This is a genomic window from Cytobacillus sp. Bva_UNVM-123, from assembly GCF_046351715.2.
Classification (GTDB): domain Bacteria; phylum Bacillota; class Bacilli; order Bacillales; family Cytobacillaceae; genus Cytobacillus.
The window spans coordinates 4,520,465-4,547,069 of sequence record NZ_CM177772.1 but is presented as its reverse complement, the minus strand read 5'-3'; the positions used below and the strand labels follow the sequence as shown (position 1 = coordinate 4,547,069).

Annotated in this window: 24 protein-coding genes and 1 pseudogene; 22 read left to right on the top strand and 3 right to left on the bottom strand. The window is 33.0% G+C overall.

Annotation, left to right across the window (positions count from 1 at the left end; all coding sequences use genetic code 11):
• Nucleotides 1-64: 64 nt before the first annotated feature.
• The 4 genes from KDN24_RS23375 to KDN24_RS23360 all read left to right on the top strand — a co-directional run bounded on the left by KDN24_RS23375 (nucleotide 65) and on the right by KDN24_RS23360 (nucleotide 4,585).
• Nucleotides 65-1,078 (top strand): hypothetical protein, encoded by a 1,014-nt coding sequence (locus KDN24_RS23375; RefSeq protein ID WP_409973435.1) that lies wholly within the window; start codon nucleotides 65-67, stop codon nucleotides 1,076-1,078.
• 515 nt (nucleotides 1,079-1,593) lie between these two features.
• Entirely contained in the window at nucleotides 1,594-2,499 is a 906-nt protein-coding gene (locus KDN24_RS23370) for an ABC-three component system protein (protein WP_409973436.1), read from the top strand.
• A 101-nt stretch (nucleotides 2,500-2,600) separates the two neighbouring features.
• A complete protein-coding gene (locus tag KDN24_RS23365) occupies nucleotides 2,601-2,849 on the top strand; it encodes an ABC-three component system middle component 6 (protein WP_409973437.1) in 249 nt (82 codons plus the stop codon).
• Nucleotides 2,846-4,585, top strand: coding sequence for a DUF2326 domain-containing protein (locus KDN24_RS23360; protein WP_409973438.1), 1,740 nt, complete (start codon nucleotides 2,846-2,848; stop codon nucleotides 4,583-4,585). The genes KDN24_RS23365 and KDN24_RS23360 overlap by 4 nt, the downstream gene beginning before the upstream one ends.
• A gap of 339 nt (nucleotides 4,586-4,924) precedes the next feature.
• On the opposite strand, the gene relB is transcribed toward KDN24_RS23360, so the two are convergent.
• Entirely contained in the window at nucleotides 4,925-5,122 is a 198-nt protein-coding gene (gene relB / locus KDN24_RS23355) for a type II toxin-antitoxin system RelB family anti-toxin (protein ID WP_409973439.1), read from the bottom strand.
• A gap of 220 nt (nucleotides 5,123-5,342) precedes the next feature.
• On the opposite strand from relB, the gene KDN24_RS23350 reads away from it, so the two are divergent.
• From KDN24_RS23350 to KDN24_RS23325, 6 genes are all read left to right on the top strand, one after another.
• Nucleotides 5,343-6,653, top strand: a complete 1,311-nt coding sequence (locus KDN24_RS23350) for a TniQ family protein (RefSeq protein WP_409973440.1) — start codon at nucleotides 5,343-5,345, stop codon at nucleotides 6,651-6,653.
• Nucleotides 6,654-6,727: 74 nt separating this feature from the next.
• Complete coding sequence (locus KDN24_RS23345) at nucleotides 6,728-8,332, top strand: TnsA endonuclease N-terminal domain-containing protein (RefSeq protein ID WP_409973441.1); 1,605 nt, start codon at nucleotides 6,728-6,730, stop codon at nucleotides 8,330-8,332.
• Nucleotides 8,293-8,571 (top strand): TnsB C-terminal domain-containing protein, encoded by a 279-nt coding sequence (locus KDN24_RS23340; protein ID WP_490337825.1) that lies wholly within the window; start codon nucleotides 8,293-8,295, stop codon nucleotides 8,569-8,571. Before KDN24_RS23345 ends, KDN24_RS23340 begins: the two co-directional genes overlap by 40 nt.
• A 61-nt stretch (nucleotides 8,572-8,632) precedes the next feature.
• Nucleotides 8,633-9,397, top strand: a complete 765-nt coding sequence (locus KDN24_RS23335; protein WP_409973442.1) for a Mu transposase C-terminal domain-containing protein — start codon at nucleotides 8,633-8,635, stop codon at nucleotides 9,395-9,397.
• A 1-nt stretch (nucleotide 9,398) separates the two neighbouring features.
• Nucleotides 9,399-10,532, top strand: coding sequence for an AAA family ATPase (locus KDN24_RS23330; RefSeq protein WP_409973443.1), 1,134 nt, complete (start codon nucleotides 9,399-9,401; stop codon nucleotides 10,530-10,532).
• Nucleotides 10,533-10,574: 42 nt separating this feature from the next.
• Nucleotides 10,575-11,939 (top strand): TniQ family protein, encoded by a 1,365-nt coding sequence (locus KDN24_RS23325; RefSeq protein ID WP_409973444.1) that lies wholly within the window; start codon nucleotides 10,575-10,577, stop codon nucleotides 11,937-11,939.
• Between the two features lie 288 nt (nucleotides 11,940-12,227).
• Here KDN24_RS23325 and KDN24_RS23320 read toward each other — a convergent pair whose 3' ends face one another.
• Nucleotides 12,228-12,629: a hypothetical protein gene (locus KDN24_RS23320; RefSeq protein ID WP_409973445.1), complete on the bottom strand. Its 402-nt coding sequence runs from the start codon at nucleotides 12,627-12,629 to the stop codon at nucleotides 12,228-12,230.
• A 235-nt stretch (nucleotides 12,630-12,864) separates the two neighbouring features.
• On the opposite strand from KDN24_RS23320, the gene KDN24_RS23315 reads away from it, so the two are divergent.
• The 12 genes and pseudogenes from KDN24_RS23315 to KDN24_RS23260 form a co-directional block, all read left to right on the top strand.
• The gene (locus KDN24_RS23315) at nucleotides 12,865-13,368 is read left to right on the top strand and encodes a hypothetical protein (protein WP_409973446.1); all 504 of its coding nucleotides are present in this window, start codon (nucleotides 12,865-12,867) and stop codon (nucleotides 13,366-13,368) included.
• A 430-nt stretch (nucleotides 13,369-13,798) separates the two neighbouring features.
• Nucleotides 13,799-14,284: a hypothetical protein gene (locus KDN24_RS23310; protein WP_409973447.1), complete on the top strand. Its 486-nt coding sequence runs from the start codon at nucleotides 13,799-13,801 to the stop codon at nucleotides 14,282-14,284.
• Nucleotides 14,285-14,476: 192 nt separating this feature from the next.
• The gene (locus tag KDN24_RS23305) at nucleotides 14,477-14,791 is read left to right on the top strand and encodes a hypothetical protein (RefSeq protein ID WP_409973448.1); all 315 of its coding nucleotides are present in this window, start codon (nucleotides 14,477-14,479) and stop codon (nucleotides 14,789-14,791) included.
• A 394-nt stretch (nucleotides 14,792-15,185) separates the two neighbouring features.
• Nucleotides 15,186-16,319 (top strand): Abi family protein, encoded by a 1,134-nt coding sequence (locus KDN24_RS23300; protein WP_409973449.1) that lies wholly within the window; start codon nucleotides 15,186-15,188, stop codon nucleotides 16,317-16,319.
• A gap of 1,076 nt (nucleotides 16,320-17,395) precedes the next feature.
• Nucleotides 17,396-18,358: a helix-turn-helix transcriptional regulator gene (locus tag KDN24_RS23295; RefSeq protein ID WP_491348188.1), complete on the top strand. Its 963-nt coding sequence runs from the start codon at nucleotides 17,396-17,398 to the stop codon at nucleotides 18,356-18,358.
• Between the two features lie 75 nt (nucleotides 18,359-18,433).
• Nucleotides 18,434-19,066, top strand: a complete 633-nt coding sequence (locus tag KDN24_RS23290) for a type 1 glutamine amidotransferase family protein (protein WP_335489839.1) — start codon at nucleotides 18,434-18,436, stop codon at nucleotides 19,064-19,066.
• 666 nt (nucleotides 19,067-19,732) lie between these two features.
• Nucleotides 19,733-21,196, top strand: coding sequence for a pyridoxal phosphate-dependent decarboxylase family protein (locus KDN24_RS23285; protein ID WP_056684597.1), 1,464 nt, complete (start codon nucleotides 19,733-19,735; stop codon nucleotides 21,194-21,196).
• 447 nt (nucleotides 21,197-21,643) lie between these two features.
• Nucleotides 21,644-22,189 (top strand): sigma-70 family RNA polymerase sigma factor, encoded by a 546-nt coding sequence (locus tag KDN24_RS23280; protein ID WP_409973451.1) that lies wholly within the window; start codon nucleotides 21,644-21,646, stop codon nucleotides 22,187-22,189.
• Nucleotides 22,152-22,880 (top strand): hypothetical protein, encoded by a 729-nt coding sequence (locus KDN24_RS23275; protein ID WP_409973452.1) that lies wholly within the window; start codon nucleotides 22,152-22,154, stop codon nucleotides 22,878-22,880. Before KDN24_RS23280 ends, KDN24_RS23275 begins: the two co-directional genes overlap by 38 nt.
• A gap of 384 nt (nucleotides 22,881-23,264) precedes the next feature.
• The gene (locus KDN24_RS23270) at nucleotides 23,265-23,792 is read left to right on the top strand and encodes a hypothetical protein (RefSeq protein ID WP_409973453.1); all 528 of its coding nucleotides are present in this window, start codon (nucleotides 23,265-23,267) and stop codon (nucleotides 23,790-23,792) included.
• Between the two features lie 316 nt (nucleotides 23,793-24,108).
• Nucleotides 24,109-24,729 (top strand): hypothetical protein, encoded by a 621-nt coding sequence (locus KDN24_RS23265; protein ID WP_409973454.1) that lies wholly within the window; start codon nucleotides 24,109-24,111, stop codon nucleotides 24,727-24,729.
• Between the two features lie 293 nt (nucleotides 24,730-25,022).
• A pseudogene (locus KDN24_RS23260) lies at nucleotides 25,023-25,109 on the top strand (transposase); the annotation flags it as partial.
• 183 nt (nucleotides 25,110-25,292) lie between these two features.
• Here the strand turns inward: KDN24_RS23260 and KDN24_RS23255 are convergent.
• On the bottom strand, nucleotides 25,293-26,528 hold the full coding sequence (locus tag KDN24_RS23255) for an IS110 family RNA-guided transposase (RefSeq protein WP_491348142.1): 1,236 nt from the start codon (nucleotides 26,526-26,528) through the stop codon (nucleotides 25,293-25,295).
• Nucleotides 26,529-26,605 lie beyond the last annotated feature (77 nt).

Here is a 26,605-nt window from a genome sequence, read left to right as displayed (position 1 = left end):
TAAGGATAAAGGTTTAAAACTTAAATTGTTAAAATACTACATAGCAAATGAATGGTTTCCACATATGGAAGCAGAAATTTATTTTGCAGAAGGTGTATCACCCAAAAGGAAGATAGTAACTGATCTCGATACATTGGCTTTAATACCATCTAACTTTGGAGAACTTAGTTTTTTAATAGGAGATTGTAAAACATTAAAAAATCAATCTCCTATAACTAGGTCTCTTTGGTTAAGTGGATTAATGGGATTGCTTAAGGCAGAAAGAGGAATAGTTCTTCTCACTAAGGAAATTGAAAGAGATCATAAACAACTTTCTTCTAATATGAATGTGAGTCTTTTGTCAGAGAAGGATTTTGAAATTCTTGCAAATAAAACTTCCACAAACTATAAAGTAGCAAACAGCGCATTGTGCGATGGTGATACATGGGATAAATATTATGAATTGCATAAGAGGTTCCCACATTTAGAAAATGCATTAAAATTTGTAAAAAACGATTTTTGGAATGTCTCTGATGACAAATTAAAGCTTAGAAAGACACTTTACACAATTAGAGGGATTCGAAGAGAGCTTAATCCAGATAATCCCGAGCATTTAGCCCTTTTAATTGACTTAATCTCCCTATTCTCTATAGCTTTAAACAGAGTCACTTTGGATATTTTTAATCAATATCTTCTTCCAGAGACCAAGGAGAACCTATCAAGAGAATTAAAAATTTGGCTATGGGGAGGAATGGACCAGTATTTATATTGGAAAAAGTTATACCAAATAGCTAGTAATAAAGGTAATGATGATGAGATTGAACTTCCAGAATGGGATTTATTTGTCCAATTAATTAGGCAGTTCTTAGAAGAACCATATTCAACGTCCAGAGTTCCTTTGTTATTAAGAGAAGTAGCTTTTGAAACAATGTCTGTCGATTCAAGTGCTTATACTCTGTCTAGGCAATTAGCAACAAAATATAACCAAGCTGCTAAATTTGCTATAATGATTGCTTCGTACGTATGTAAAGCAGCATTGTTACCGAAGGATTTTGATGTATCGATAAGTGAAAAATTAATGAATCTACAATCTTTTTAAATGGCTGAAGAGATTTTAGAATAATGGTAGATAAGAAAGAAAAGAGTATTAGTCTGAAATTTATTTTATGGTTTTGTCCTACAGAACATATATCAAATAGGCAGCTACTTTTGTGGCTGTCTTATTAATTTATATACAAAAAACTTCTTCATATGTATAAAAACGTACCATTCAATGTACATGATGCATGTTTCACCAATTTGGTGCTATCCTGGAACAAGGTTTAGCGCTCATTTTTCATTTTAGGGACAGATTGAAAGTAAGAAGCTAATAAATTAGTTTTAGTTGTAAATTTTATAAGCATACAAGGTTTTATTTTATTATTTTCAGGAACCATAAACTGGGTTTTTAGGTATAATGTACTTATTAAGTTGCGTTGTATAGAAAATTAAATTTATGAAATCACTAAAAAAAGATTTAATTGGTAAAAATTATTCTCTTTATAATTACTATTACTATTAATATAGTAAACAATCACCTCTTGATTGAAAGATACCCAAGTGGGAGGAACCGTTATGGATGATTTATCTAAGGCTTTTTATGAGTATAACTTTAAAGATATAATTCGTGAAAGAACAGATACGCAGTATGAAGACTTCTTTTCTAAGGTAATGAAGCTTAAACATAAAGATAATTTTATGCCCTGCCAACCATGGGGAAGAGAAGGAGATAGGAAAAATGATGGGTATCTTATTAATGAAAGATATCTATTTGCAGTGAATGGCCCTCGAAGTTTAAATCAAAATAGGATGATTAATAAAATAGAAAGTGATTTGGAAGGAGCTTTGGATTATTGGGAAGATTATTTCGATAGATGGTCTTTTGTACATAATCAAATGGGCTTACCACCCAAAGTAAATAAAAAGTTGCTTGAATTAAATACTAAATTTGAGCAGATTGAACTTAGTTTTTGGGGACCTAGTGAACTAAAAGATATAATTTTCTCACTTGAAGATTTTCTTATCGACGAGATCTTAGGACCAATTCCTTCAAGGACTAATTTTACAAATTTAACTTTTGAAGACATTCAGCCTGTCATTAAATCCATATCTAAAAGGTCTAACCCAAAAGAAGAAGACTTTATTCCAGTTCCAGAAGATAAATTAATGATAAATGGTTTCAGTGATCCAATTATAGAGTTAATTAAAACTGGAATAATTAGAGCTCCTTTAGTTAGGCAATATTTGAACTTACAAACAAATATTAATCTTGGAGACCAAATCGCTGGTACACTAAAAAAACAGTATGAGCATTTTAGAGATGTATTATGCTTAGAGCCAGATGATATATACAGTGAACTAGTTAAGTTTATATCGGATGAGGACAAAAAGGGTGATCAAATATATATGGTCGCAGTACATACAGTTCTGGCATATTTTTTTGAGCAATGTACAATTTTTGAAAGAGTAGCTACTGTTTAACCATGTATAATGAATGTTATATAGAATTAGAGAAGATTGTTAATGGTGAAATAAAAAAGAAAAAACAGTTTAGATTACTGATAGGAAAAGGGGGAGCTAAAGTGCTAACACCAACAAAGAATTTACATGAAGATAAAACTATTTTAAAGATTGGTGCTAGGATTTTATCTTTTTTAACTTCTCCTAGAACGTTAAGTTCGACATGGGAGGCTTACCTTAATTTCCAAAATCAAGAATCAAATAATGTACCACGAATTCAATTTGATTTGTTTATACTAGCCCTAGATTTTTTATATATCATAGGGGCGATTGAGTATGAAAATGACTTATTATGGAGGGGAAATAAATGATTGAAAAAATATACAGTACACTTGAAACGTTTGATGAAATAAAACTCCATAATGGGCTAAATATATTGCTTGCTGATATTACAAAAAAATCCACCGATAAGGATACAAGAAATGGCTTAGGTAAAACTACCTTCGTTGAAATAATACATTTTTTATTTGGAGGTAGCTGTACTAATAATAGTGTCTTTAAACTTCCTATTTTTAAAAATCACTTTTTTATTATGGATTATGTGCTAGATGATACCAAATTCACAGTAAAGAGGCGTGGATTTGATTCAAATTATGTCTATGTGTGTTGTGAAAAAGGAAGTAAATATGATAGCTTTTTTGGAGAACAAGAGAGAAAAATGAAAGTAGCAGATTGGAATGAATTCTTGGGAGAATCATTATTTAATTTAGACAATAAAGATTCGAGAATAAATGAGAACATCAAGTTCCGAACTTTATTTCCATACTTTGCTCGAAAGGCTGCTGACGGGGGATTTTTAGAATCTTCAAGATATTACAAAAACCAAAAAGTCTTTCCTACACAAATAGCCCTAACTTATTTACTTGGACTTGATACAAAACTGTCTATAGATCAAAAAAATCTAGAGGAAAAGAAAAAAGAAATTGCTGATCTTAAAAAGGTATTAAAGACTGATGCATATCAGGAAATCGTTAATGAGGGAATCAATTTAGATACAGAAATAACTATTTTGGAGGAAAAAGCCAATAACTTAAAAAGAGAGCTTGAAAGTTTTCAGGTACATCCAAAATATAAAGAAATCGAGGTTGAAGCAAGTAGCTACGCTAAACAAATTTCAGACTTAAGTAATAAAAATTTTATAGATCGACAGATAATAACAGAGCTTAAAGAAGCATCAAAAAATGAAGAGAATATTTCAGACATTAATATAAAAGATCTATATGAAGAAGTGAAGGTAAAACTTCCCGACGCACTAGTTAAAACTTTTTCTGATTCAAAGATATTTCATGAAAGATTAATTAGCAACAGAAAAAATTATCTTAGTTCGGAGCTTAATAAGTATGAAAAATTAGTTAAAGAAAGAGAGGGTTTAATAAAAAATCTCTCGATTGAACAGTCCAAAAGGATGGAAGTTCTTAATACACATGGAGCATTAGAACAATATTCCTTACTTCAAACAGAATTGAATGAACTAGTTAATAGAATAATAACTTATAAGAATCAACAAAAGCTTATTATCTCAATACGAGAGGAAGAAGCAAATTTAAAAATAGCAGAACAGAAATTAATAATTGAAATTACTAAATCTCTGGAAGAACATACTAAAACGAAACAAAAAGCAATTTTGTTAGTAGAAGAAGCCTCTAAATCTTTATATAATTCAGCAGCACAATTAAATATTGGTCAAACTAAAACTGGTAGATACGATATTGAAATGGTTTCTAGAAACCAAGGTAGTACTGGCATAAATAGTATGCTTATTTACTGCTTTGACATGATGATGATTCAAATGTCTACATATTTAGGCAGAAAAATGGATGTTCTAATACATGATAGTGCTCTTTATGATCCTGTAGATGAAAGACAGATAGCAGAGGCATTACGTTTTGGAAAAGAAAAATCCTTAGAAAAGGAATTCCAATATATTATCACGTTGAATTCAGATGATCTTCCAGAAAGTGTAGCGATAGAAGTAAAAAACAACATACTTTCTAAAGTGCTTACTGATTCTGATGAATCAGGTTCTTTACTAGGTGTTTATTATTAAATCATTCTTCAACTATATCCCCTAATCAACAAAGGATTTTTGAATGTTCAAACCTTTCATCTTCTTCGCGCTCGAAAAATTTAGTGGCATAAACGAGCTCTTTGAATGCTGAATACATCTACGGGGCTTACAATAGCAATAAGAGGCACTATCTGCCAGTGATATTATGTCAAGAAAATAGGCACAGATTTTCACCATAATAACAAAAGAATAATAGCAAAACTAAAAGGCCTGAGCTCAGTTAAATACCGAGTCAGGCCTTTTCAGCTGCCTAACAAAATAATGTTTAACTTTTAGGATCATTTCATACTTACAGTTGGTCTTTTAGATTAAACACCGTTAATGACCTTTTAATAACCAATCAGTAGTTACTCCATACTTTTTGCTCGCAGCAAGTATAGTGTCAATCGATGGCTTTGTAGTTCCCTTTTCAATTAGGCTTAGTGAACTTTGCTTAATGCCGATACTTTTAGCGAATTCAGCTTGGGAAAGGTTCTGCGTAATCCTAAGACTTCTTAATCTCTCACCCACCGTCATTATATATTCCTCCTTAAAAAGTTTTTCGAAATGGATTGCAAAACTTATAGATAAAACTATAGTATAGATATAACTATATAGTTTTATCTATAAATAATAACCCACCTATTTATTTTAAATAAAAAATAGGTTTTCTGCACTATTGTATGAAATTGGATGTTATATCCGCATAGATAAAGGATTATATTTCATTAATTGCTAATAATACCCAGCGAAGGAGGTGTTAGCAATTAATAACTTAAAGGACAGAACTTGTTTATATAATATATCGCCCGAAAAATTAGGCACTCCCTTTGTTGAAAGTTTGAGTGGTTATATTGCCCGCGTTTCGGATTTGCACTGCCTATCAGTAGGTGATTTGTTTTCGAAGATAGTTACACCGATATTGAATAAAAACTATCTTAACAACATTGCTAAAAAAGGAGGTGATGGTTTTTATAAATCAACCAGCAGCATAAATGGGATTGGGTTATTAGCAAAAGAATTTGTTGAAACTTTTTCCATGCTCACTTCAAGACAAGATTTAAAAGAGACTACATTGCTTCCTTGGAGTTCATTACTTCCAACCAGGGGACTGAGTAAGAAGAAAAGACATTGGTGTCCATGTTGCTATCAAGAACAGTTAGAAAAAAATCAAATAGTGTATGAGCAATTAGTCTGGAGTGTACAACCGTACAATTATTGTTTAATTCATAAAATTGAACTCATAAATACTTGCCCAAAATGTAAATCTGAAATGTTTTTTTTAGAAAGACAGTTAAGACCCGGATATTGTTCAAAATGTTTTGCTTGGCTCGGAATAGAAACTAATTATATTTACTCTAATTGTATTAAGAAAGAGTTTATTTTAGGAAATATGTTAATCAATACGCAAGAATATATTAATATGACTGGGGAATATGGAATATCAAAATCATTAACTTACTATGTCGAACAATATTTTGAGGGATCCATAGGTCTTGCAGCAACAAAGATTTGTATACCCAAGACTACGCTTTGGGGATGGCTAAAAGGTAAGAGTTTACCTCCTTTAGAATCATTAATAGAAATTTGTATTTATCTAAATTTAAGCATATGTGAATTCTTTGATATGGCAGAATTAACGTTGGCCGAACGTGAATTATTAAAGTGCAGGGGAGAAGTTAAATCAGCTTCACTAGCTAGAAAAAAGGAGCATTCACTTATAAAACAAAAGATGCAAATGATTATGAAGCAAAATGTTCCTATGTCTTTAACTAAATTAGCAATAATAGTTGGTTGTGATAGAAGGCTCTTATCTAAACAATACCCTGTAGAGTGTGAAATTATAAAGAAAAATTATTTAAACTATGTTAGAGAAAAAAAGAAAAATAGGTGTATTTTGATAAAAAATAAAGTAGAAGGAGCTATTTCCTGCCTTGTTAAAGATGATATGTATCCGAGTAGAAGGCAGGTAGAGTCTTTGTTAAACCATAAGTACTTAATAAAAGAAAAAGAAGTTGCAATTATTTGGAAAGAGTTAATGGAAATTCAATATTCAGAAAGAAATTAATTTTCATACAAACAGCTAATCGATGTATTTTCATAAGGTTAGAAACATTAATCTTCTAATAAAGGTGAGAATAAATGAAATTAAATTTATCAGACTTATACAAGCGATTAAGAATTAGTGAAAAAGCTATACAAAAAATTGAAGATATACGACACTCAGAACCTGTTCGTAAGGTTGGGAGTAAGGCGAAAAATGTATCTGGTGTATACCCTTCAAAGAAAATGGGACTAACCATTCAATTTGAAAGTAGAACACTCGAATTAGCCAGTATTTACGAAAAAGAATTTGAGGAGGAAGTCATAGAATATTATGATCAACCTTCCACTTTCACTATCAGATACGAACACAAGGGTAAAAACTTTGGGCATGCCTATACTCCGGATTTTTTTGTAATTGAAAATGACTGGATTGGATGGGAAGAATGGAAAAAGGAAGAGGAAATGCCTAAATTACTAGAGAGGTTTCCAAATAGATATCATCTTGATGAAATGGGGATTTGGCATTGTCCACCTGCAGAGAAATATGCTGAGCAATTTGGTCTATCTTTCAGAATGAGAATTTCAAATGAGATAAATTGGACATATCAGCGTAATTTAAGATTTTTGGAAGATTATCTATTAGAAGATCACCCGTCTGTTACTGATCAAAGCAAATATATAATTTTATGTTTAGTAAGAGAGAATCCAGGAATCTTATTGGAAAGTTTAATTAATTTGCAAGCAGGTTTTACTTCTGATGATATCTACACATTAATAGCAACAAGTGAAATATATGTGGAGCTAGATCACTATTTAATTACGGAGTTTGATCAATTTCCTTTGTATCTAAATAAAGAAGTAGCAGAGACTTTTCGTAATATTAGTTTTGCAAACAGAGAAGACATATACAATACCGGCATCATAACAGTCACTCCTGGACAAATAATTAACTGGGGTGGTAACCAATGTACAGTAGTAAATATCGGAGAATCTGAGATAACAATATTAAACGGTGAACAATTAGTTTCTTTCCCACATGTGGCTTTTGAACAATTAATTAAAAGGAACTTAATAAAATCAGTCAGTGATTTAACAGAAGTTAAAGATAATGAAGTACTTATTGATTTAATAAGTTCTGCAAGTCCAGATGAGCTATCTAAAGCGAATGTGAAATATCAATTGTTGCAACAATATTGGGCCGGAAACCAAAACATCGAAACACCTGCTCGTACTCTTCGGTATTGGGACAAGCAATACAGAGATGCAGAGGAACCTTTTGGTGATGGATATGCTGGATTATTATCATCGAAGCATAAACAAGGGAATAGAAAAAGAAAACTAGATCCCAATGTAATAGCTTTAATGGAAGAATATATTAACAATAGGTATGAAAATAAAAAAATGTCTAATGTCAAATCAGTGTATAGGCTATTTGAAGCGGAATGCTTAAAAAGAGGTTGCGATGTTCCTAGTTATAGGACATTTGTAACTGAGGTTTCAAGACGACCAAAATATGAACAGGAGAATAAAAGAAAAGGTCCTAAGAGTGCATATAAATATGAACAGTTTTATTATTATCTTGAGGAAACTACTCCAAAGCATGGAGAGAGGCCTTTCGAAATTTGTCACCTTGATCATACGAAACTTGACATAGAACTTAGATGTTCAGAGACAAAAAAAACTTGGGTAATCCATGGGTAAGTTTTCTTGTAGATGCATATTCAAGGAGGCTTCTTGCATTTTATCTTACATTTGATGCGCCAAGTTATAGGTCCAATATGATGGTAATGAGGGAATGTGTAAAAAGGCATTCAAGACTTCCTGACGTATTAGTAGTAGATGGAGGAAAAGACTTTCATAGTGTATATTTTGATACCCTTTTAGCAAAGTATCGAATAATTAAGGCCGGGAGCAAAACCAAGATTCGGATCGGTATGTGAAAGATTATTTGGAACTGTAAATACAGAGTTTATTAATAACTTAACCGGTAACACTCAGATTATGAAGAATGTTAGAGAGGTTACTAAAAAATATCAACCAAAAAATCAAGCTGTTTGGACTTTTGAGGCATTTTACGAAGCGTTAAATCAATGGGCTTTCGAGATATATGATAAGCAACCGCACATAGCATTAGATGAGAGCCCTAGAGAATGTTTTATTAATAGGATATATAAAACAGGTGACAGGGCAAGTAAATATATTGCTTATGATAAAGTCTTTATTATATTAACACTACCTTCCACCAAAAAAGGAACAGCAAAAGTGTATGTGGGGCAGGGAATTAGAATGAATAACATTTATTATTGGTCGGATGCATTTAAAGATCCGAATGTAGAAGGAAGCCAAGTATTTGTTAGATATGATCCATTTGATATGTCAGTTGCATATGCGTATGTTAAAAACCGGTGGATAAAACTCCGTTCAGAGTACGAATTGATTTTCCAAAACAGGACTGAAAAAGAAATTAAAATGACGTCAGAAGAATTAAGAAAAAGAAAAAAGGTCACTGCAAAAGATATAAATATTTCTGGAAGGGCGTTAGCTGGTTTTTTAGAAACTACTGAGGCTAAAGAGTTATTATTAATGCAAAGATTAATGGATAATGCAGTTCGTAATACTCTCCACGTAATAGATGGAGGAAAAAGTAAAACAGCAGAACAAAAGAAGAAAAAAATGTTGAAGAAAAATAATAGTGAACAAAAACAAAATTCAGGCGAGCATACTAAAAGTCCTGAGAGAAAATTTAAAGTACTTGAGGAGTTTTAAGATGGAAAACGACCAATACTTCCCGAGTGAATTGTTAGAAATGGATATTGAAAGTAAAATAAAATATTTTGAGGATTATACTGTAGCGCATCCAGCATTAAAAAAAGCATATCAGCAATTGATGAAGAACATATTAGTGGCTAAACCAAACTCTTTTTTATTAGTGTACGGACCCAGTGGTGTGGGGAAATCTACTTTATTTCACAAACTTATTAATGATTATTACCAAAAATATGAAAATGAAATGGAAACTGATAAGGGCTTTATTCCGATAGCTGGAGTCGAAGCGGTATCTCCAGAGGATGGACGTTTTGATTGGAGAGACTTTTACTATCGCTCCCTTGTTTCTATGAAGGAACCTTTAATCGATTATAAAATTAGTCGAGAATTTACTGAAAATAAATTAATAGCTAAAAGTGATACTAAAGCTGTGCTAAGACGCTCTCTTGAAAATGCGGTAAAATACAGAAACACTAAATTGTTTTTAATTGATGAAGCACAACATTTAACGAAGGTCGCAAGTAGCAGGAGTTTAAGAAATCAGATGGAGGCATTGAAATCATTTGGTGCACAAATGCATATTCCTGTAATCCTATTTGGAACTTACGATTTGCTGGAATTCAGAGACTTAGGGGGTCAACTAATTCGAAGAGGTTTAGATGTTCACTTTCCTCGATATAGAGTAGAGTACCAAATAGAAAAAGAGGCATTTATAGATGTTCTATGGAATTTTCAAAAACACTTACCATTAGAACGTGAACCTAACCTCGTTGATGAATGGGAATTTTTTTATAAGAGGACCATTGGTTGTATTGGAATATTAAAGGATTGGATATTTAGGACTTTTAAATATCATTTGCACTTAGATCATAATTTAAAGACATTAAGTATGGACTCATTTTCCGAGTTTGCACATACTATAGATCAATCGTATAAGATGGCAGAAGAAGCAATTGATAAAGAAGAATCATTATTACCGGAACAAGATGAAGACAATTTAGATATAAAACTTAATTTATCGTCCGAAGTTGAACATGAAGAGAATAATGAAGATACAAATAATGATAACAAGAAAAGGAAGCCAGGGGTAAGGAACCCTAAGAGAGATGCAGTTGGACTCCAAGAAGCGCAGTAACTTTAGTATCTTTATTATTTAAAAAGAGAGTGATTAAAAAAGATGAATTGTAGCTTAGTTTCCCAAGAGGGCACTCCTGAAAGGAGTGTTTTCTATTCTATTTCCCCAGTAACCGTTGAAAAAGAGAGCCTAACGGGATATATTTCTCGGCTGTGTTTATACCACAATATCAAAGTAAGTGATTTTTTTAAATATGCATTAGATCTCACCATTAGGGCAAGTGGTGTTGAATTTGACAATGAAAATAAAGTTGTTGATCCATATTTAATAAACGGTTATGGTCAATTAAATGTTGAAATTATTGAGAGAATAATAAATTTGACAGAAATACAAACATTGCCATTGTTAACCTTACAACCGTTAAGTCAATCACTAAAACTAAAGTTCACTTTAAAAACAACTAAATCATGGTGCCCAGTTTGCTTGGAAGAAGGGAAGAAAAGTGGACTTGTCTATGAAAAGTTAATATGGGCTTTTAATTGTATCAACTACTGTCCTATCCATGATGTAAAATTAGAGAATCAATGTACGAATTGTGATAATTATCAACCTGTATTAAGCCCTAATTCTATCCCAGGTTACTGTCATCATTGTGGAATGTGGCTAGGAATAAAAGATTATCAAATCCAATTATTAGGTGATAGAGGTCAAATAACTTGGCAATCTTGGATATATAACAATATTAATGAGTTAATACATATGAACGATCAAGAACAAAGAAGGTTACTCAATCATGAGATTGTTAGTGAAGTTGTTGCTAAAGTCTTAAGAAATGTAATGTTAAATAATGTACCTATTAGAAGATTTGCTAAGGATTTTTTGAAGATAAGCTATAATACAGTTTATGGATGGATCTATAAAAAGAATTTCCCCTCGCTTGAAAACATGCTTAATATATGTTATTGCGTGGATTTAACATTGATAGAAATTCTTAGTGGGAAAACGGAGACCAATAGATTAAGAGAACTTCCGATAACAAAAAAGAACAAATTAATAAAAAGATTACAAAACAGACATAATAAACCCGCGATTAAAAATCAGCTAGAAAAGATTCTACGAACATATGATGACGTAAAAACGGTGCCTATTTCCTTAAATAAGATAACAGAGGGTTTAGGTATAACCCAAAGGGACTATATTTCCGTTAATTTTCCGGATGAAGCAAATATAATAAGGAAGAAATATAAAAATTACGTAGAGCAACAACTATTAATAAATAGAACAAATAATAAAAATAATATTATTAAAACTGTAAAGGATTTAAATAAAAAAGGTATTTATCCCTCAAGACTCCTAGTGGAACGAATATTAAAGAAACCAGGATTATTTAGAACACAGTACTATTTTGAAACATATAACCAAATCTTAAATGAATTAGGTATCGAAAAAAAGCCACAGGGGAAATAATCTTATACCTATGATGATTTATTTAAAATTCAGTATTATTGTATCTGGCATTTAAGTAATGGATTTTTTGGCAGTATGTTTATTAATTTTTATGAATCATTTTTCAAAAACAAACTGCATAGATACTAATATTTATACATAATTTTAAAGTTGCGCTTATTCAACAAACGGGCCATTTAATTGAATAAGACTTTAAAGGAAATTGGATATGTATTTTAGGGTTAGAAGCAGATTGTGAAGTTTTGTACTTAAAGTAACGACGCAGTTTACTTGAAGAAGCATCAGCCTTTAGTTCATTGATAAATTGATTATGTCATTCGTTACTATTCCTTCACCTATTGCTTGAATATGTAAATGGTCATGTAGGTAAGGCTTATCAATGTTCCAAGTCAAAGAAAAGTTATTATCGTTTTCGTTTTCCTGAATGTCATAGCCTATAAGTCTTCTTTCTGTCCATGTTTGAGTACCAGTAGGAATTAGCCAGAATAAAACAGTTTCCGTGTTTGTTGCTTTAACTTTAAACGTTATTTCTTTTGTCCCTTTAGGTATCTGTATCCAATTTCCATCATTAGGATAGTCTGTACTAATACTTAAAATCCTTGGATTAGGTGGTTGCGAAGGTATATCTTGACTAATATTTGTTTGGAATGCTGTTAAGATATTTAAAGAAAAAAATAATTTTAATATCATTGATTTCACCTCAATAGGTAGTATTTACCTAATAAGGTTTGATATGAGTTATTCAAGTAACGGGTGCTTTGCTTCAATACGAGGCAAGGTATTTTTCTTATTAAAGTAACGAAGCAGGTTTGAGGAGAAGAATAGCTGGAGTATTGTATATCAATGCAAATCGTTTGATAACGAATCAATAGTAATTACAGGTAGAATAATACCTCTAAGAAAAAAATCTTTGGAGGTGAAATTATTGCGATTAATAATACTTTTATTTTTACTAATGCTTTTTAATAACAATCCCGCAATAGCAGCCACAAAACAACTCAATCCTTTAGAAATCCAGTTAATGTCTTTTATGACTGGTTTGATGGTAGGCGAACCAAAACAAGCCGTTGAATTGTGGATATTAGGCGTAAATAATCGAAGTGGTGCTGTTCAATATGCGATGTTATCCCCTTCACTTCAAAAACAATCAAGGAGTAAATTTGAGCAAACTCGTTGGGTAACAGGTCAGTCAAGCCCTTCGGTTAGTAACTTTCGTTTTACCAAAGTAGAAAAGCTTAGCGAATCCAGAATGCGGTATACCGTTAAATACGATTTATGGGCATCATATGGAAATTTTGGTGGTGGGCAGAAGATTATAATCGTGGAAAAGAATTTAGAACCATTTAGAGAGTATTGGTTTATTTCATCAATAACAACGAAATATAATCAATGGGAAGCATTTACCCCAGCCGAGACAGTTTTAAAATAGAGCATTGCAGTTAACAATCCAACAAAAAAACGCTGCTGATAATTTTACAATAGCGTTTTTTACTGTGATTTTCACTATGAAATTAGAGCAGAAATTATATGATTTTTCTTATGTTTGCACCTCAAAACGGAACCCGTTAATATACATCTTGGGTTTCTCTTTTTTGATAACAATCAAAATAAAGGAAAAAGTTTGTGAAGAATTATACTTAAAGTAACGGGTGCTTTAGTTCAATAGCGATCTTCAACAATCGGGCGCTTATCTGTAATAAGGAAAGCGTCTTTCTTCATGAAAAGGGCCAGATTGTGGAGGAACACAGCTACAGTATTATGCTAAAATTAGGAAGATATTGTGAAGAAATGTACCTAAAGTAACGCAGCAGTTTAGTTTAGTAAGAACTATTTATTTAAAGGGATGAGGTAGAAACGATTTGAAATTGATAAAAACTGGAGCAATTATTGCTCTTGGCATACTATTTATTGCTATAATAAGCAATTTTTTTACGAAAGATTTGTGGGATGTAAATGCAAAGTTATTAAGAAAAGAAGTGTTAGCAATTGAAGAATCCGTTGATACAATAAATTTATTAGATGTCACCCCATTTGAATGGGATGTCGTATATTCCTTTGATCCCTATACACCTGTAGAGACGGTGTATGAAGAAGTAGGGTATAAATGGGACAATATAACGGATACAGTAAGTGATGCAATGAATCAAATAGTTTTTTTGAATAAAGGGAAAGTTGTCTGTTATATATATGGTTATCCCGAAAATAATGGGTATGGTGTGTATTTTATAAAGAGAAAAAATTTAGAGATTACCGGTTCTATGTTTAAAGTTAATGATGAATTAAATTTTCAAGTAACGAGAAAAAATGGAGTAATTTATTTGAGCAACTATGAACTGTTTAAATAGGAGATTTACTTGAAAATCGTTGAGCTGGTAAAACTGCTCTTTTTCTTGTTTTAATCCAAAAGCGATTTTTCATTTTAAGGCCTTTAATGGAGGAAGAATATCGAGGGGAAATTGAATACTTATTGTAGTGATAGTTTGATTTTTGGTAGATCTACAAACGGTCCAGACTGCAAATAAAGGGGTGAGGGAAGGGTGAGAATATTAGACAGAATTCAAGAAGAATATAGAAAAAGTAAGTTCTTTTTCATCCTGAAGGTTTTAATAAGTATAATTGCAATTTATTTTGCTTTTCGAGTTATTTTTATTTCTATATCGGGGTTAAGGAATGCCAGTCCTTTACCTGATAACATGAATTTATTACTTTTTGGTATGCTCTTTTTCTTAGGACTATCAAATGCTGTTCAGCTGGTTGAAATGTCAATGAACAAGAAAAAAGAATACTTTAAGTTATTATTTGTAAGTACGATATTAAGTTTCGGTGGATCCGTATTTATATTGTTAATGTAAAGATATTTATCAATCAATTGAACCAACTTCTCTACAATCGGGCACTTTTCTGAAATAAGGAAAGCGTCTTTCTTCATGAAAAGAGCCATTTAGTTGAACAAGGATGAAAGTTTACAAATTTTTAAAAAACCCTTGATTTTTATTTAAATATGGTTTAAGGTAATAGATACACGAATCCATCACGCCTCTATCGTTAAGATACGATACGCGGACCCCGATGGGTCTTTTTTTTTATATACTTACTATTAAGATCCTAGACTAGGATACAAATAAAAGAATCCATCACTCCTCTATCGCTAGATACTTGGAACTTGATGGTTTTTTTTGCCGTTTTCATGAAAATTAGGTTAAATGTGCTAGAATGGAAGAAAGAGAATTTTCAGAGGTAAATTAAATGTCAAACCAAGAAACAACAACAGTCACTTTGCTTCCAGAAGGTACAGAGCATTTTTCTTCAGATGTAATCAGTGAAGTGGACAACCCTACTATAGAACCAAGTCCAATGAAAGAATTTATGTCAGTTGAACAGATTATTGAGGAATTAAAAATAAAAGATGAATATCCATTATCATTTAATGAAACAGAAATCGTTTTAGCAAAAGAATTTTTCTATTCCCATAATTACTTTAGCTTTTCTATCTATAGAAAGCTATTACCTAGAATAGAAGGAAAGCTGTATTGCTTTTCCGATTGTGTCAGGTTATACAACTTCAACACATTCATCCGTGACAATTTATCATATTTTATTCGAGATATTGAACTCATGCTACGAGCAACATTAATTGAATATGTGTGTAAGTTTTATGAAATGAAACAAGCTGAAGTATCTGCACATGAAATACCAGAAACATTGAATGATACACTTTTATTTTCTCATGAGACAGGTGAATTATACCTGGACTATGGAGTATATCGCCATGAAAAACAGAAGAAGATTGATGATGCAACTGAAATAATGGATAAGTTTACTAAAACAATTAATGAAAGTAAATCAGACGCAATTCTTCATTATAAAAAGAAGGAAAGTAGAATTCCACTATGGGTTTTACTTGAAGAAGTAACTTATGGTGACGTCTATCATTTTGCTCAAGCACTTGATACAGATTTTCTTCACTATTGGATAGATAATGCTTATGACAAGGGATACCGTAAATTTATGTTAGGGTGGTTTCGTTGCATAAACTTCCTTCGAAATGACTGTGCTCATTACAATCGACTTTATGGCCGATATTTTAACGTATCCACTCCTAAATTACTTAAAGAGGATACCAAAAAGGCCGGCATTGCAGCAAATGATAATGATACCCTTTTTGCAATTATGCTCACAATCAAAAATGTACTTGCATTCCATGTAAGTGCATTACAAGAATGGGATCAATTCATTGATGCCTTGTCTGCAGAAATTGGTCAACATGCCGATATAGTCCGCCTTGTTAAAATGGGCTTCCCTGAGAATTGGGAAGAATGCCTACATTCCCAAATGTATTGCGACCGTAAAATAGTGGAAGATGCCATGACCAAAGCTTAGTGGAAGCCGGAAGCCATTGCGTAAAAAAAGCAAGGGCTTCATTTAATTTAATCAAAAAAGCTACATTAACAGGGGGGGAAAGCCCTGTTTTTTTGTCTAATTCGGTCAACAATCGGGCGCTTTAATTAAATAAGAATTTAGTTTAAATAAGGCTTTATATACAAGATTTTATACATTACATGTATATAAAGCCTTGATTTCAATTCAAAAAACATATTGCTGTAAACCACATTTTTTTATTGCCAAAAACAATTTTTATTTAGTAAGTTCTAAATATGTCATTTTTATATTTATTACAAATACTCAAGAGTAAAACATTCTCATATGGTTTCTTTTGTGGTTATTTTTAAGTGAATATTTCTTTGCCTAAAATAAATTTGTGAAGATTATAATTGCCAAGAATACAATAGCTATTATTGAAGGTGCTATTTTTCTTTTTTGAAAGAAAAGTTAGTCGAACATCGGTGTTATAAATCCTTAGAGCCCCATAGTTTGGCAATAGAATGATTCACAACTAGGCAATAATATGGTTCATTTCACATTTGTGTGAATTGAACCATAATTTCAATAAACTTTTGGGAAAAATATGCTTCAATAAGAAGCTAATAATAATATATAAAGAAATACATTTAACACCATTCCTATTCGAACGGTGTTTTTTGATGTACAAGAATAGAAAATAGTAAGGAAAGAACTTTGGGATTTAGATATTTCCTATACTATGGTGCAGAAATATAAAGGTATTAACTTAAAGAATTTAACTCTTTGTTATTGTGAACTTTTTTATTCTTATTCATAAAGCTTTTCTGAAAAATTACAGTATTAATAAAGAGATATTCTTTTTAATGTATTGTTCAATTAAAGGGCCAGATTGTTGAATAACGCGGTTGATGAGTTATACTAAAAATCGGAAATAGATTGTAAAGAATTATACTTAAACTAACAAGACAGAATAGTTTAATTCAAGGAAATAAGTTAAATTTTAATGATAAATACTGTAAAATTTACTTATTACTAATTAAGGAAAAAATAAACTTATAAGATAGATAATAAATTCCATATAGAGGTGGATTCATATGCCTAAAATTGACAATATACTAGCAATTCTATGGATGCTTAGTTCAGGTGAAAAAATTACTGCAAAACAAATTTCAGAAAAGTTAGAGATGAATATAAGGACTGTGTATCGTTATATTGATACACTTTCAACAAGTGGTGTACCTATAATTTCAGACACAGGACATAACGGTGGATACACTTTATTGAACAATTTTATTGAAGCTCCTCTTTTTTTTGATTTTGAGGAGCAAACCTCACTATTTCACGCTGCTGTTTTTGCAGAAGAAGCCGGATATTATGGAGGTGAAGCACTAAATAGGGCTATTTCAAAGCTAAGCAAATATTCAAATCAAGAGCAGGAAACAAAGATAAACCAACATTTAACCAGTCTTGAAGTAATAAGTCGATTAAGTTCCCTCTCTATGGAACCTTTCTTGAAGGAGTTGGAGCAGGCCGTAGCTGATGGATACTCTACAAAAATTCTATACCATAAAAGTGGCGAAGAGCAATCAAAGTATAGATTGGTTGATCCGTACAGAATTATTTATTGGAATAATAAGTGGTATGTGATTGGATTTTGTCATCTTAGGAATGATATTCGTAGTTTTAGAGTAGATCGAATTGAAAGTCTAATGCTAACCGAAAATAAGTTTAACCGGCCAGAAAATTTTTCAGCACGTGACTTTTTTATGAAAAACCTCCTTCCAACTATAGAAGATAAGGAAGGGATTATTCCTTTGGTTATTAATGGAAACGCAAGGGTGTTGGGTGATATTTGCCAACATTGGTTTTTAGGACATTATTTACAAGAACGGACATCAAATCAAGCAGTATTTCTTCTTGAAAAAAATATGATACATACATATGTACCTTATTTACTTTTACCGTACGGTAAATCTATTCAAGTTATTGAGCCAATAAGTCTTAAGAAAAGACTTATTGAAGTTCTGTCGGAATTAATAAAATTTCATCAAGTATGATAACTTCCCTGACGTTAGCTGTCAGGGAAGTTATATTATAATAGGCTATATCAATTGTAATTGGAGTGTTAATGGATGCAAAGAAAAAAAGTTTATCTTTATGTATTTAATACAATGTCAGACTGGGAATATGGATATTTAATTGCTGAACTAAACTCAGGAAGATTTTTCAAAAAAGATTTAGCACCTTTAAAAGTAGTTACAGTAGGAGTTAATAAAGAAATTATTACTACGATGGGAGGTCTGAGCATAAAACCAGATATTTCCCTTGATGAATGTACTCTTGAGAGTAAAGATCTTTTAGTTTTACCTGGAGGGAATACTTGGAGAGAAGATATTCATCAACCTATCTTGAAAAAAACTGGCGAAGCTTTAAAGCTTGGGACTATTGTTGCTGCAATTTGTGGTGCAACTGAGGGACTAGCGAATATTGGATACCTAGATTCTAGAAAACATACAAGCAATAACTTAGAGTACATTAAAATGGTCTGTCCTAATTATAAAGGAGAAGAATTTCATGAGATGGGACCTGTGGTATCTGGTGAGAATTTGGTCACTGCATCAGGAGTAGCTCCTCTGGAATTTGCGATGGAAGTACTGAAAAAATTAGATGTATTTGCACCAGATACATTACATTCATGGTATAACCTAAATAAGACTCATAAACCTGAATACTTCTTCCAGTTAATGAATTCAATAAATAGATGAGCGAAAAAAATTAACTTAGCAGTTTTAAATTAGTTAAAATAATTACCATGCTTTAGACGATGTCAAAGCATGGTTTTTGTATATAACTATAAAAATGTTTATGGAAGTAAAAAACTTACAAAGCACACCCTGACGTTGTTATTAATAGAACTGGTAACTAAATCTCTTTTTAATCTTATTGAACAACGGTGGGCTTTTTTTCTTTGGTAATAATGATGGAACGATCTTCAAGAATCGGGCGCTCTGTAATAAGGAACAGCGCTTATTTTCATTATAGGGCCATTTAATGGAGGAAGAATCCCAAGAAGAATCGAATAAATAAGGTAATGCTAGTGTGATTTTTGTAAAAGATTACAATTAAACTATAGGGAAGAAGAGTTTAATAAGTGAACGAGGGGATTCTTTTGCCTGCCAATAAAATGTCATTTTTTTGTGTAGCATTCAATATAACGATAAGTATAATAAGCATTCTTGAACTATTTTGGTGGTGTTATTATTCATTTCGGCCGCCGTCGCTGGCGAGCGCCGACAGCATCGCCAAGTGGAGAGAGATTGTTTCGAAATATTGCGGTTTTATTCGAAGATGCATACCACCCGAGTTCTGCTAATGTATAATCTGAATTAGCAATGGAATTTTTACAAAATGAAGGGAGAGGCATTTTCCACATGCTGAAGCATAATTCAATTCTTAATCTTGATACGGATGAACGCATGCACATTGGAACCTACCTGTTGGAGCAAATCAATGATTATATGACGCACATACGCGGGGTTCGTGTTTCACCTGAACTCAGTGTGGATGAGGTTGCAGAATATGTACGTAGAATATCTTTTGAGCATCCCGTCAGCGCACGCGAGGCGATTTATCATATCTTGGAGGGGTTAAGGCAATACCAGGTACATACGCCACACCCGCGATATTTCGGTCTGTATAATCCGCGGCCCAACTTCATGGGAATTATGGCGGATACGATTACTGCAGCATTCAATCCGCAGCTTGCAGCCTGGAGCCATGCGCCTGTAGCGGTCGAAATAGAGAACTATGTATTGAAAGAGATAGCTTCAAAATTCGGTTATTCAGCAGAGGCAGCAGATGGGACATTTACAACGGGGGGAGCGGAAGCAAATTTGACGGCCGTACTGACCGCACTAGTGCATTATTTCCCATCTTATGCCAAAGAAGGGCTGAGGTCACTCCCCACGCATCCTGTCATGTACGCTTCTGCTGAGAGCCACCATTCTCTGGTAAAGGCAGCGCGTTCCTGCGGACTAGGTACAGATTCCCTTCGTATTATTACGACGGACTCTGAAATGCATATAGATGTTCCTGCGCTTCATCATCAGATTCAAGTGGATCGCGCTGCTGGATACACTCCTTTTCTCATCATTGCGACGGGTGGAACGACCGGCGCCGGAGCGATTGATCCCATTAATGAAATCGCAAACTTGGCTGAACGTGAGCAACTGTGGCTGCATGTGGATGCTGCGTACGGTGGAGCCTCCGTGTTTGCACCAGAAATGCTTGATCTACTTCATGGTATTGACCGAGCTGACTCCATTACCTTCGATGCGCACAAGTGGATGTCTGTCCCGATGGGGGCGGGAATTTATATTACACGGCATAAGGACATCTTACATAGAACTTTCAGCATCACGGCAGATTATATGCCGAAAGAAGGGGTTGATCTGGATGTAATTGATCCGTTCACCCATTCGATTCAATGGTCGCGAAGGTTTATCGGTTTGAAAGTGTATTTATCACTTGTAACTGCTGGTTGGGAAGGCTATCGCAGCATGGTGCAGCACCAGACAGAGATGGGCAATCGGTTACGCAGGGAGCTTGCATGCTCTAACTGGAAGGTTGTCAATGATACCATATTGCCTGTTGTATGCTTTACTGATTTCAATATTCAATCAAAGATCCAATCGAATTTCGCATCATTTATATGTCAAGAGATATTACGTTCAGGGCAGGCATGGATTTCAGTATACGAAATAAACAAGGTTCCAGTACTGCGAGCTTGCATTACGAACTACGATTCAACTGAGGAAGATATTATGGTATTGATGGAGTTGTTAAATGGAGCAAGAGCAGAATATTTGAAGAGACATCCGAACGGTCTGAGCTGAATTTAGCCTTGGAAGACATTATAACATCAATGGGCTGTTCCAATAGTCATGTCACGACATAGAATAGTCCATTGTTTTTTTGAAACCTGTTCTATTCTTCAGCATTACCACAAAAAAATTTTTGTTTATTCAAGAAAAGGGCGCTTTTCTGTAATAAGGAACAGCGCTTATTTTCATTATAGGGCTATTTAATTGAATAAGACTTTAAAGAAAATTGGATATGTATGTTAGAGTTTAGAAGCAGAGTGTGAAGTTTTGTACTAAAAGTAACGGGGCAGTTTTCTTCAAGAAGACAGGAAATGATAAGGTCTTGTTGTTTTCATTTAATATTACTTCTTAATTTTCCTTTAAGATGCCTAAGACGGCATCTTTTTTGATAAACATTTTTGAACCCTAAACCGACATTGCCTCGTCATTATATTGAATGGAAAAGAAAGGGGGGAAGCCGTGGAGCCATATAAGGCTAGGAACAATGAAGAGTTCGATGAAATCGTTAGAGAATATGTTAATGATATCCGGAAAATCATTTACACATATGTCAAAAATCATCACACAATGGAGGACATCACACAGGAAGTGTTTTTGTCTGCCTATCGTAATCTTGGCCAATTTCGAGGGGATAGTGCAATCAAAACTTGGCTTATTAAAATAGCCATAAATAAAGCAAAGGATTATTTAAAAAGCTGGAACTACAGGGCAATTAAAGTAACCAATTTGATAAAGGAAGATTCCGTAAGTCGAAAAACTGAACAAGTAATTATCGACAATGATTGGGACCAGGAACTTGCCAGGGTTATTATGGACCTTCCAATCAAATATCGTGAAGTCATCATCCTATATTATTATGAAGAACTGGATACGAACGAAATAAGCAATATACTTAACATAAATTTAAACACAGTAAAGACGAGATTAAACCGCAGCAGGGATTTGGTGAAAAGGAGGTTAGATTTTATTGGGGAAATTTCGAAAGCCGATAAAAAAGGCACTTGATAAATACTTTTTTGACCACCTTACTTTGTCAGAAACTGAAGCTAACTATTTTGCCTCCAAGATAAAAAAGCTGCCCCAAAAAAGGTCTTTGAAGCGATTAGCGTTCATTATACCTGCTGTTGCCGCCGGTTTGGTATTGTTAATATCCTTTATGTTGCTTAAACCCTTTATTAATGGCACAGAAAATGTTTCAGCAACTATTGAAAAGAAGGCAACAGAAGAATTTGGTCAACCTGTGTTCATTCCAGAATTTAAAGATTACCCCATTACTTTTGCAACTATATCACATCCACCTTTTAGTAATGAACCAGTGGACCTAACGATTTCTTATGGTAAAAGCAAGGGGGAACTGGAACCTGCATTTTCAAAGGAAGCTAACCGACAGAAATGGGAAAAGGAACAAGGAGCTACCCTTTTGTACGGACCATATCAGGAGCAAAGAGCATTTAGCATTCAATACCGCCCTGGTCGTGTAGAATTTGATTGGGATGATATAAAGGAAAGAGAAATTAATGGAGTTCCAATCTTGTATGAACATATCAAAAGAGATGCTGAGCTTGTTATAGTCAATATAAACGCAAATGGTAGAACTTACCTTATAGATTTTATCATAACCGATAATTTTACTTTAGCTGATTCTGAAAAGGTTCTAGAAGACATAACCAAACAAATGAAGAAGTTCTCATCATAAAGGTTGCTGGTCCGGCTTTCTCCGGGCTTTTTTCTTTAATTAAAGAGGCAGTATTCCTGTTTTAGTTGAATATAGCTTACACATAAGAGCTGAGTTTGTGAATAATTCCACTTAAACTATAGGGTAGCATTAGTGAAAAAGGAATTAAGGGATTTTTAGGGCTATAGTTATTCAATTATATGGCGCGTTTATTTAGGAACGCGTCTTTTCAATTTAAGGGCCATTTAAATGAATAACACTTTAAAGAAATTTGGATATGTATGTTAGAGCTTAGAATAGATTTTGATGTTTTGTACTTAAAGTAACCGGGCAGTTTTTTAAAACAAGGATCAAATAGAATATGGTAAAATATGGTTGTGATATTAAAGGAAGGGGAATGCACGAATGAAGTCAAAAGTTAATCTTGTCATTTTATTGATTTCTGTTTTATTTGTCGTATTTGGGTGTTCAAAGTCAGATGAAAGTGTGGAGACAGAAATTTATAACGGGAAATCATTACTAATTGGAATTATTGGTGAAGTGCCAAAGATTAGAGAAGACAACATTAAGTTTACAAATATAGATTTTAATGATTTGCAGAATGTAGATAACTTTTCAAACATTGATGCGGTTTTTATAACCAAGGAAAATTTAAAAGAAGCAGAAAAACCGAAATATGCAAGCATTTACAACAGCAGTCATATCCCATTCCTATTTATCGAAACTCCAAAATCTTATGTTCCATATGTTCATGATAATATCGATTTTGAAGACTATCCTGATGATGAGTCAGGTATGTATGCTTATCTTTATGATAGTGATAGTGAAAGGCATTGGGGATACGGTTTATATAATGACAAGGTAAATGAACAAAATATTCAAGATGTATATTCAAGGGTTTTCAAAACAATTGAAGAAATATCCAATAACTAAGTGGAAAATCAAAAGAAAGCCTCCCTCTTAAACCTCTCAAGGGAAACATATAAACATTATTTTGCATCTTATGTAAATCAAAATGGTTATACTAGAACACATACTAGAGATTATACAAGAGCTACTGGACATTCTCCTGTGGTTACTAATTTATCTGCAAATTATAACAATAATAGTGAAATTACTTATAGAGCATGGTATAACTGGACTAGAGGATATTGGGCTTACCCACCAGAAACTTATTAAAATAATGAAAGGGAAACAGGATTTTATCCTGTTTCCCTTTATCCCATTTTTCATTACAGAGGGTGATAGAATGAAAAAAGTAAAAGGATTAATCTGCGTTTTACTTTTATTACTTATCGTAGGTTGTGAATCATCAAAAGGAGAACTAGTAGGCAAGGAAAAAGAGTTAAGTAACGATGTTGAATTAGTGTCTGTATTAGAAAAAGAAGTTACCATGATTGAAGCTCAAAAAGAAGTAAGTTTTAAAGATCAAAGTGATAATTATCGTTTACAGGTCAATGTTTTCGGTGAATTTGGTACTGATGAAGATCGAATTATCTATGATATTATTGTTGATGAACCAAAAAATTATATGAAAGACGTTGCTATTACAGGATTAATTAATTCAGAAATGAAGGAGTTTCTTAAAGCTGATTCCTTAGGATTTTCAAATATTGCAGCTATTAATCAAGAAAGTAGTTCAGTGTTTACTTTAGACCCTAAAAATAATGAAGTAAAAGGAATTACTTCAAGTAGGGCATTTCTATTAGATGAAAATGCCGTCAATATAAAAAATTACGATAAATTTGTCAATGATATTAAAGTTAAAGTAACTTGGACCGATGAAGCTGGAAAAGTTCATAACGATTATATAAAACCAAGTAACTCCTTAATAAACATTGATAAAAAAGCAAAAGACTATTACAAATAAGAAATGCTTTACAAGCAGCTATTAACAACAATAAGAAAAACGATTAAAAACATACTAACATTAGTAGCACAGACCAAGGCCATGGTTTGTGCTACTATTTTTTATAGTAGAAGTGAAGTAAGGTCGAACAGCCCCTAGGACCAATATAGAGTCCGTATTAAAAACTGTCCAACTTCACACCCTTATTTGAATCAGTTTAGTATGTTGGGTCCGTGACATCGTGTAAAAGAAAATGGAATCGATAAGGCACTGAGAAGACTTCTATGATTGGCTAATAAGGAGAATAGAAGATGATGAAACACGTAGTGGCATTTGATGTCAGTATGAGAAAAAGTACAATGGTGATTTATAACCAGTATCGCCATTGTGATTTTGAAGGAGCTCCGTTACTCCATTAAACCAGCAAATAGAAGTTGACCTTAATCCACAAAACCAGCCAATAGTTGTCAACATTTTTTAATAAAAAAATTAAAAATATCATGTTATACTAAATTTGTGTATACCAAATAACCGTCCAAATACTGTGTTTGGAAAGTTCCGGTTAACTCGGTTAAATTGTTAAATCAAGCTAAATCTTGGAAAGAAGTTTTGCTTTTTAAAAGTGCATAAATCCAATGTAGGAGTTTGTTTGCACAAGCTATCACAGCTACTCTAAAAGGTTTTCCTTCTTCCCGTTTTTTATCATAAAACGCTCGTAATCTCTTATTACGAGGAAGGATTTCATCCGTTGTTTTCTGTTTGCGACAGTCACGAATAGCACATTTAACAGCCATATACAAAGCTTGACGTAGTCTGCTAGAGCCTCTTTTGGTAATTCGATTGTAAGTACCTTTGAATGTGCCAGATTCAAAGACACTTGGATCAAGACCGGCAAATGCGACTAGTTTCTTAGGATGATTAAACCTTTCAATTTCCCCAACTTCAGAAATAATCGTGGCTGCGATTTTTTCACCGATACCGGGAATTGATCGGATAATCTTAGATTCTTCAATACTTTTTGCTAAAACATCTATCTCATTTTCAAGCATGGATAGATGTTTTTTGTATTCAAAGAGCATATTAATAAACATATCTAAGCTCAGGGCAAGACTAGAGTATAAAACCTTCTGAAAAGGGTTTTGAGCTGCGGCAGTCATTAGCTTTTCAGCCTGTTTGTTTGCCCATTGTAGTGAACGAGTATTACAGAATTCTTTTATTTTAGTTGTTAATGTTTCAGTATCACCTTTCAAGACATCTTCTGAAGTAGGAAATGCTTGTAATGTCTTTAAAGAAACGTCCGAATATAAATCTCCAAAAACCTTACTATATCCAGGAAAAACTTGATCCAAAACTGCTTGAAATTGTAGTTTGGTTTGTACAAACATGCCTGTGATATTATCGTGCTGTCTCGTAAGATGACGTAAGTTCATAAGTTGGATACCACGCTTTTTATAAGGCTCTAAATCCTCTTTATAATACAGCTCGCAGAGGTGATTGGCATCAATGATATCTGTTTTTACCTTTCGCAAACTAGAACTTTTTGCTTTATAGGAGATGAGTGGATTTACGATAATAATTAAATAGCCTTTGTCCTCAAAATATTGAACAACCGGTGTATGATAATGACCCGTTGATTCCATTACAAGAGGGGGACGTTCTCCTGAAATATCTTCTATCTCTTTAATAAAATCTAATAAACTAGCTAACCCATCAAGATCATGTTTTACTTTGAAACTTTTTTTGTAGGGTTTCTTTCTCTCCAAGTATGCTTGAATCTGACTTTCACCTTTTGCCACATCCAGACCAATGACTGGATTCATTATAAACTTCCTCCTCCAAATATAATTACCGGTACCCCTAATCCTTCTTGTAGTGTCATAGCTTCGCTTGTTATACG

Bases quoted from the DNA above. Each gene is read 5' to 3' on its own strand.
- KDN24_RS23375 (WP_409973435.1), top strand. From the start codon at position 65: ATGGAAGCAGAAATTTATTTTGCAGAAGGTGTATCACCCAAAAGGAAG.
- KDN24_RS23370 (WP_409973436.1), top strand. From the start codon at position 1,594: ATGGATGATTTATCTAAGGCTTTTTATGAGTATAACTTTAAAGATATA.
- KDN24_RS23360 (WP_409973438.1), top strand. From the start codon at position 2,846: ATGATTGAAAAAATATACAGTACACTTGAAACGTTTGATGAAATAAAA.
- relB (WP_409973439.1), bottom strand. From the start codon at position 5,122: ATGACGGTGGGTGAGAGATTAAGAAGTCTTAGGATTACGCAGAACCTT.
- KDN24_RS23345 (WP_409973441.1), top strand. From the start codon at position 6,728: ATGAAATTAAATTTATCAGACTTATACAAGCGATTAAGAATTAGTGAA.
- KDN24_RS23340 (WP_490337825.1), top strand. From the start codon at position 8,293: ATGTTCAGAGACAAAAAAAACTTGGGTAATCCATGGGTAAGTTTTCTT.
- KDN24_RS23335 (WP_409973442.1), top strand. From the start codon at position 8,633: ATGAAGAATGTTAGAGAGGTTACTAAAAAATATCAACCAAAAAATCAA.
- KDN24_RS23330 (WP_409973443.1), top strand. From the start codon at position 9,399: ATGGAAAACGACCAATACTTCCCGAGTGAATTGTTAGAAATGGATATT.
- KDN24_RS23325 (WP_409973444.1), top strand. From the start codon at position 10,575: ATGAATTGTAGCTTAGTTTCCCAAGAGGGCACTCCTGAAAGGAGTGTT.
- KDN24_RS23320 (WP_409973445.1), bottom strand. From the start codon at position 12,629: ATGATATTAAAATTATTTTTTTCTTTAAATATCTTAACAGCATTCCAA.
- KDN24_RS23300 (WP_409973449.1), top strand. From the start codon at position 15,186: ATGTCAAACCAAGAAACAACAACAGTCACTTTGCTTCCAGAAGGTACA.
- KDN24_RS23295 (WP_491348188.1), top strand. From the start codon at position 17,396: ATGCCTAAAATTGACAATATACTAGCAATTCTATGGATGCTTAGTTCA.
- KDN24_RS23290 (WP_335489839.1), top strand. From the start codon at position 18,434: ATGCAAAGAAAAAAAGTTTATCTTTATGTATTTAATACAATGTCAGAC.
- KDN24_RS23285 (WP_056684597.1), top strand. From the start codon at position 19,733: ATGCTGAAGCATAATTCAATTCTTAATCTTGATACGGATGAACGCATG.
- KDN24_RS23270 (WP_409973453.1), top strand. From the start codon at position 23,265: ATGAAGTCAAAAGTTAATCTTGTCATTTTATTGATTTCTGTTTTATTT.
- KDN24_RS23265 (WP_409973454.1), top strand. From the start codon at position 24,109: ATGAAAAAAGTAAAAGGATTAATCTGCGTTTTACTTTTATTACTTATC.
- KDN24_RS23255 (WP_491348142.1), bottom strand. From the start codon at position 26,528: ATGAATCCAGTCATTGGTCTGGATGTGGCAAAAGGTGAAAGTCAGATT.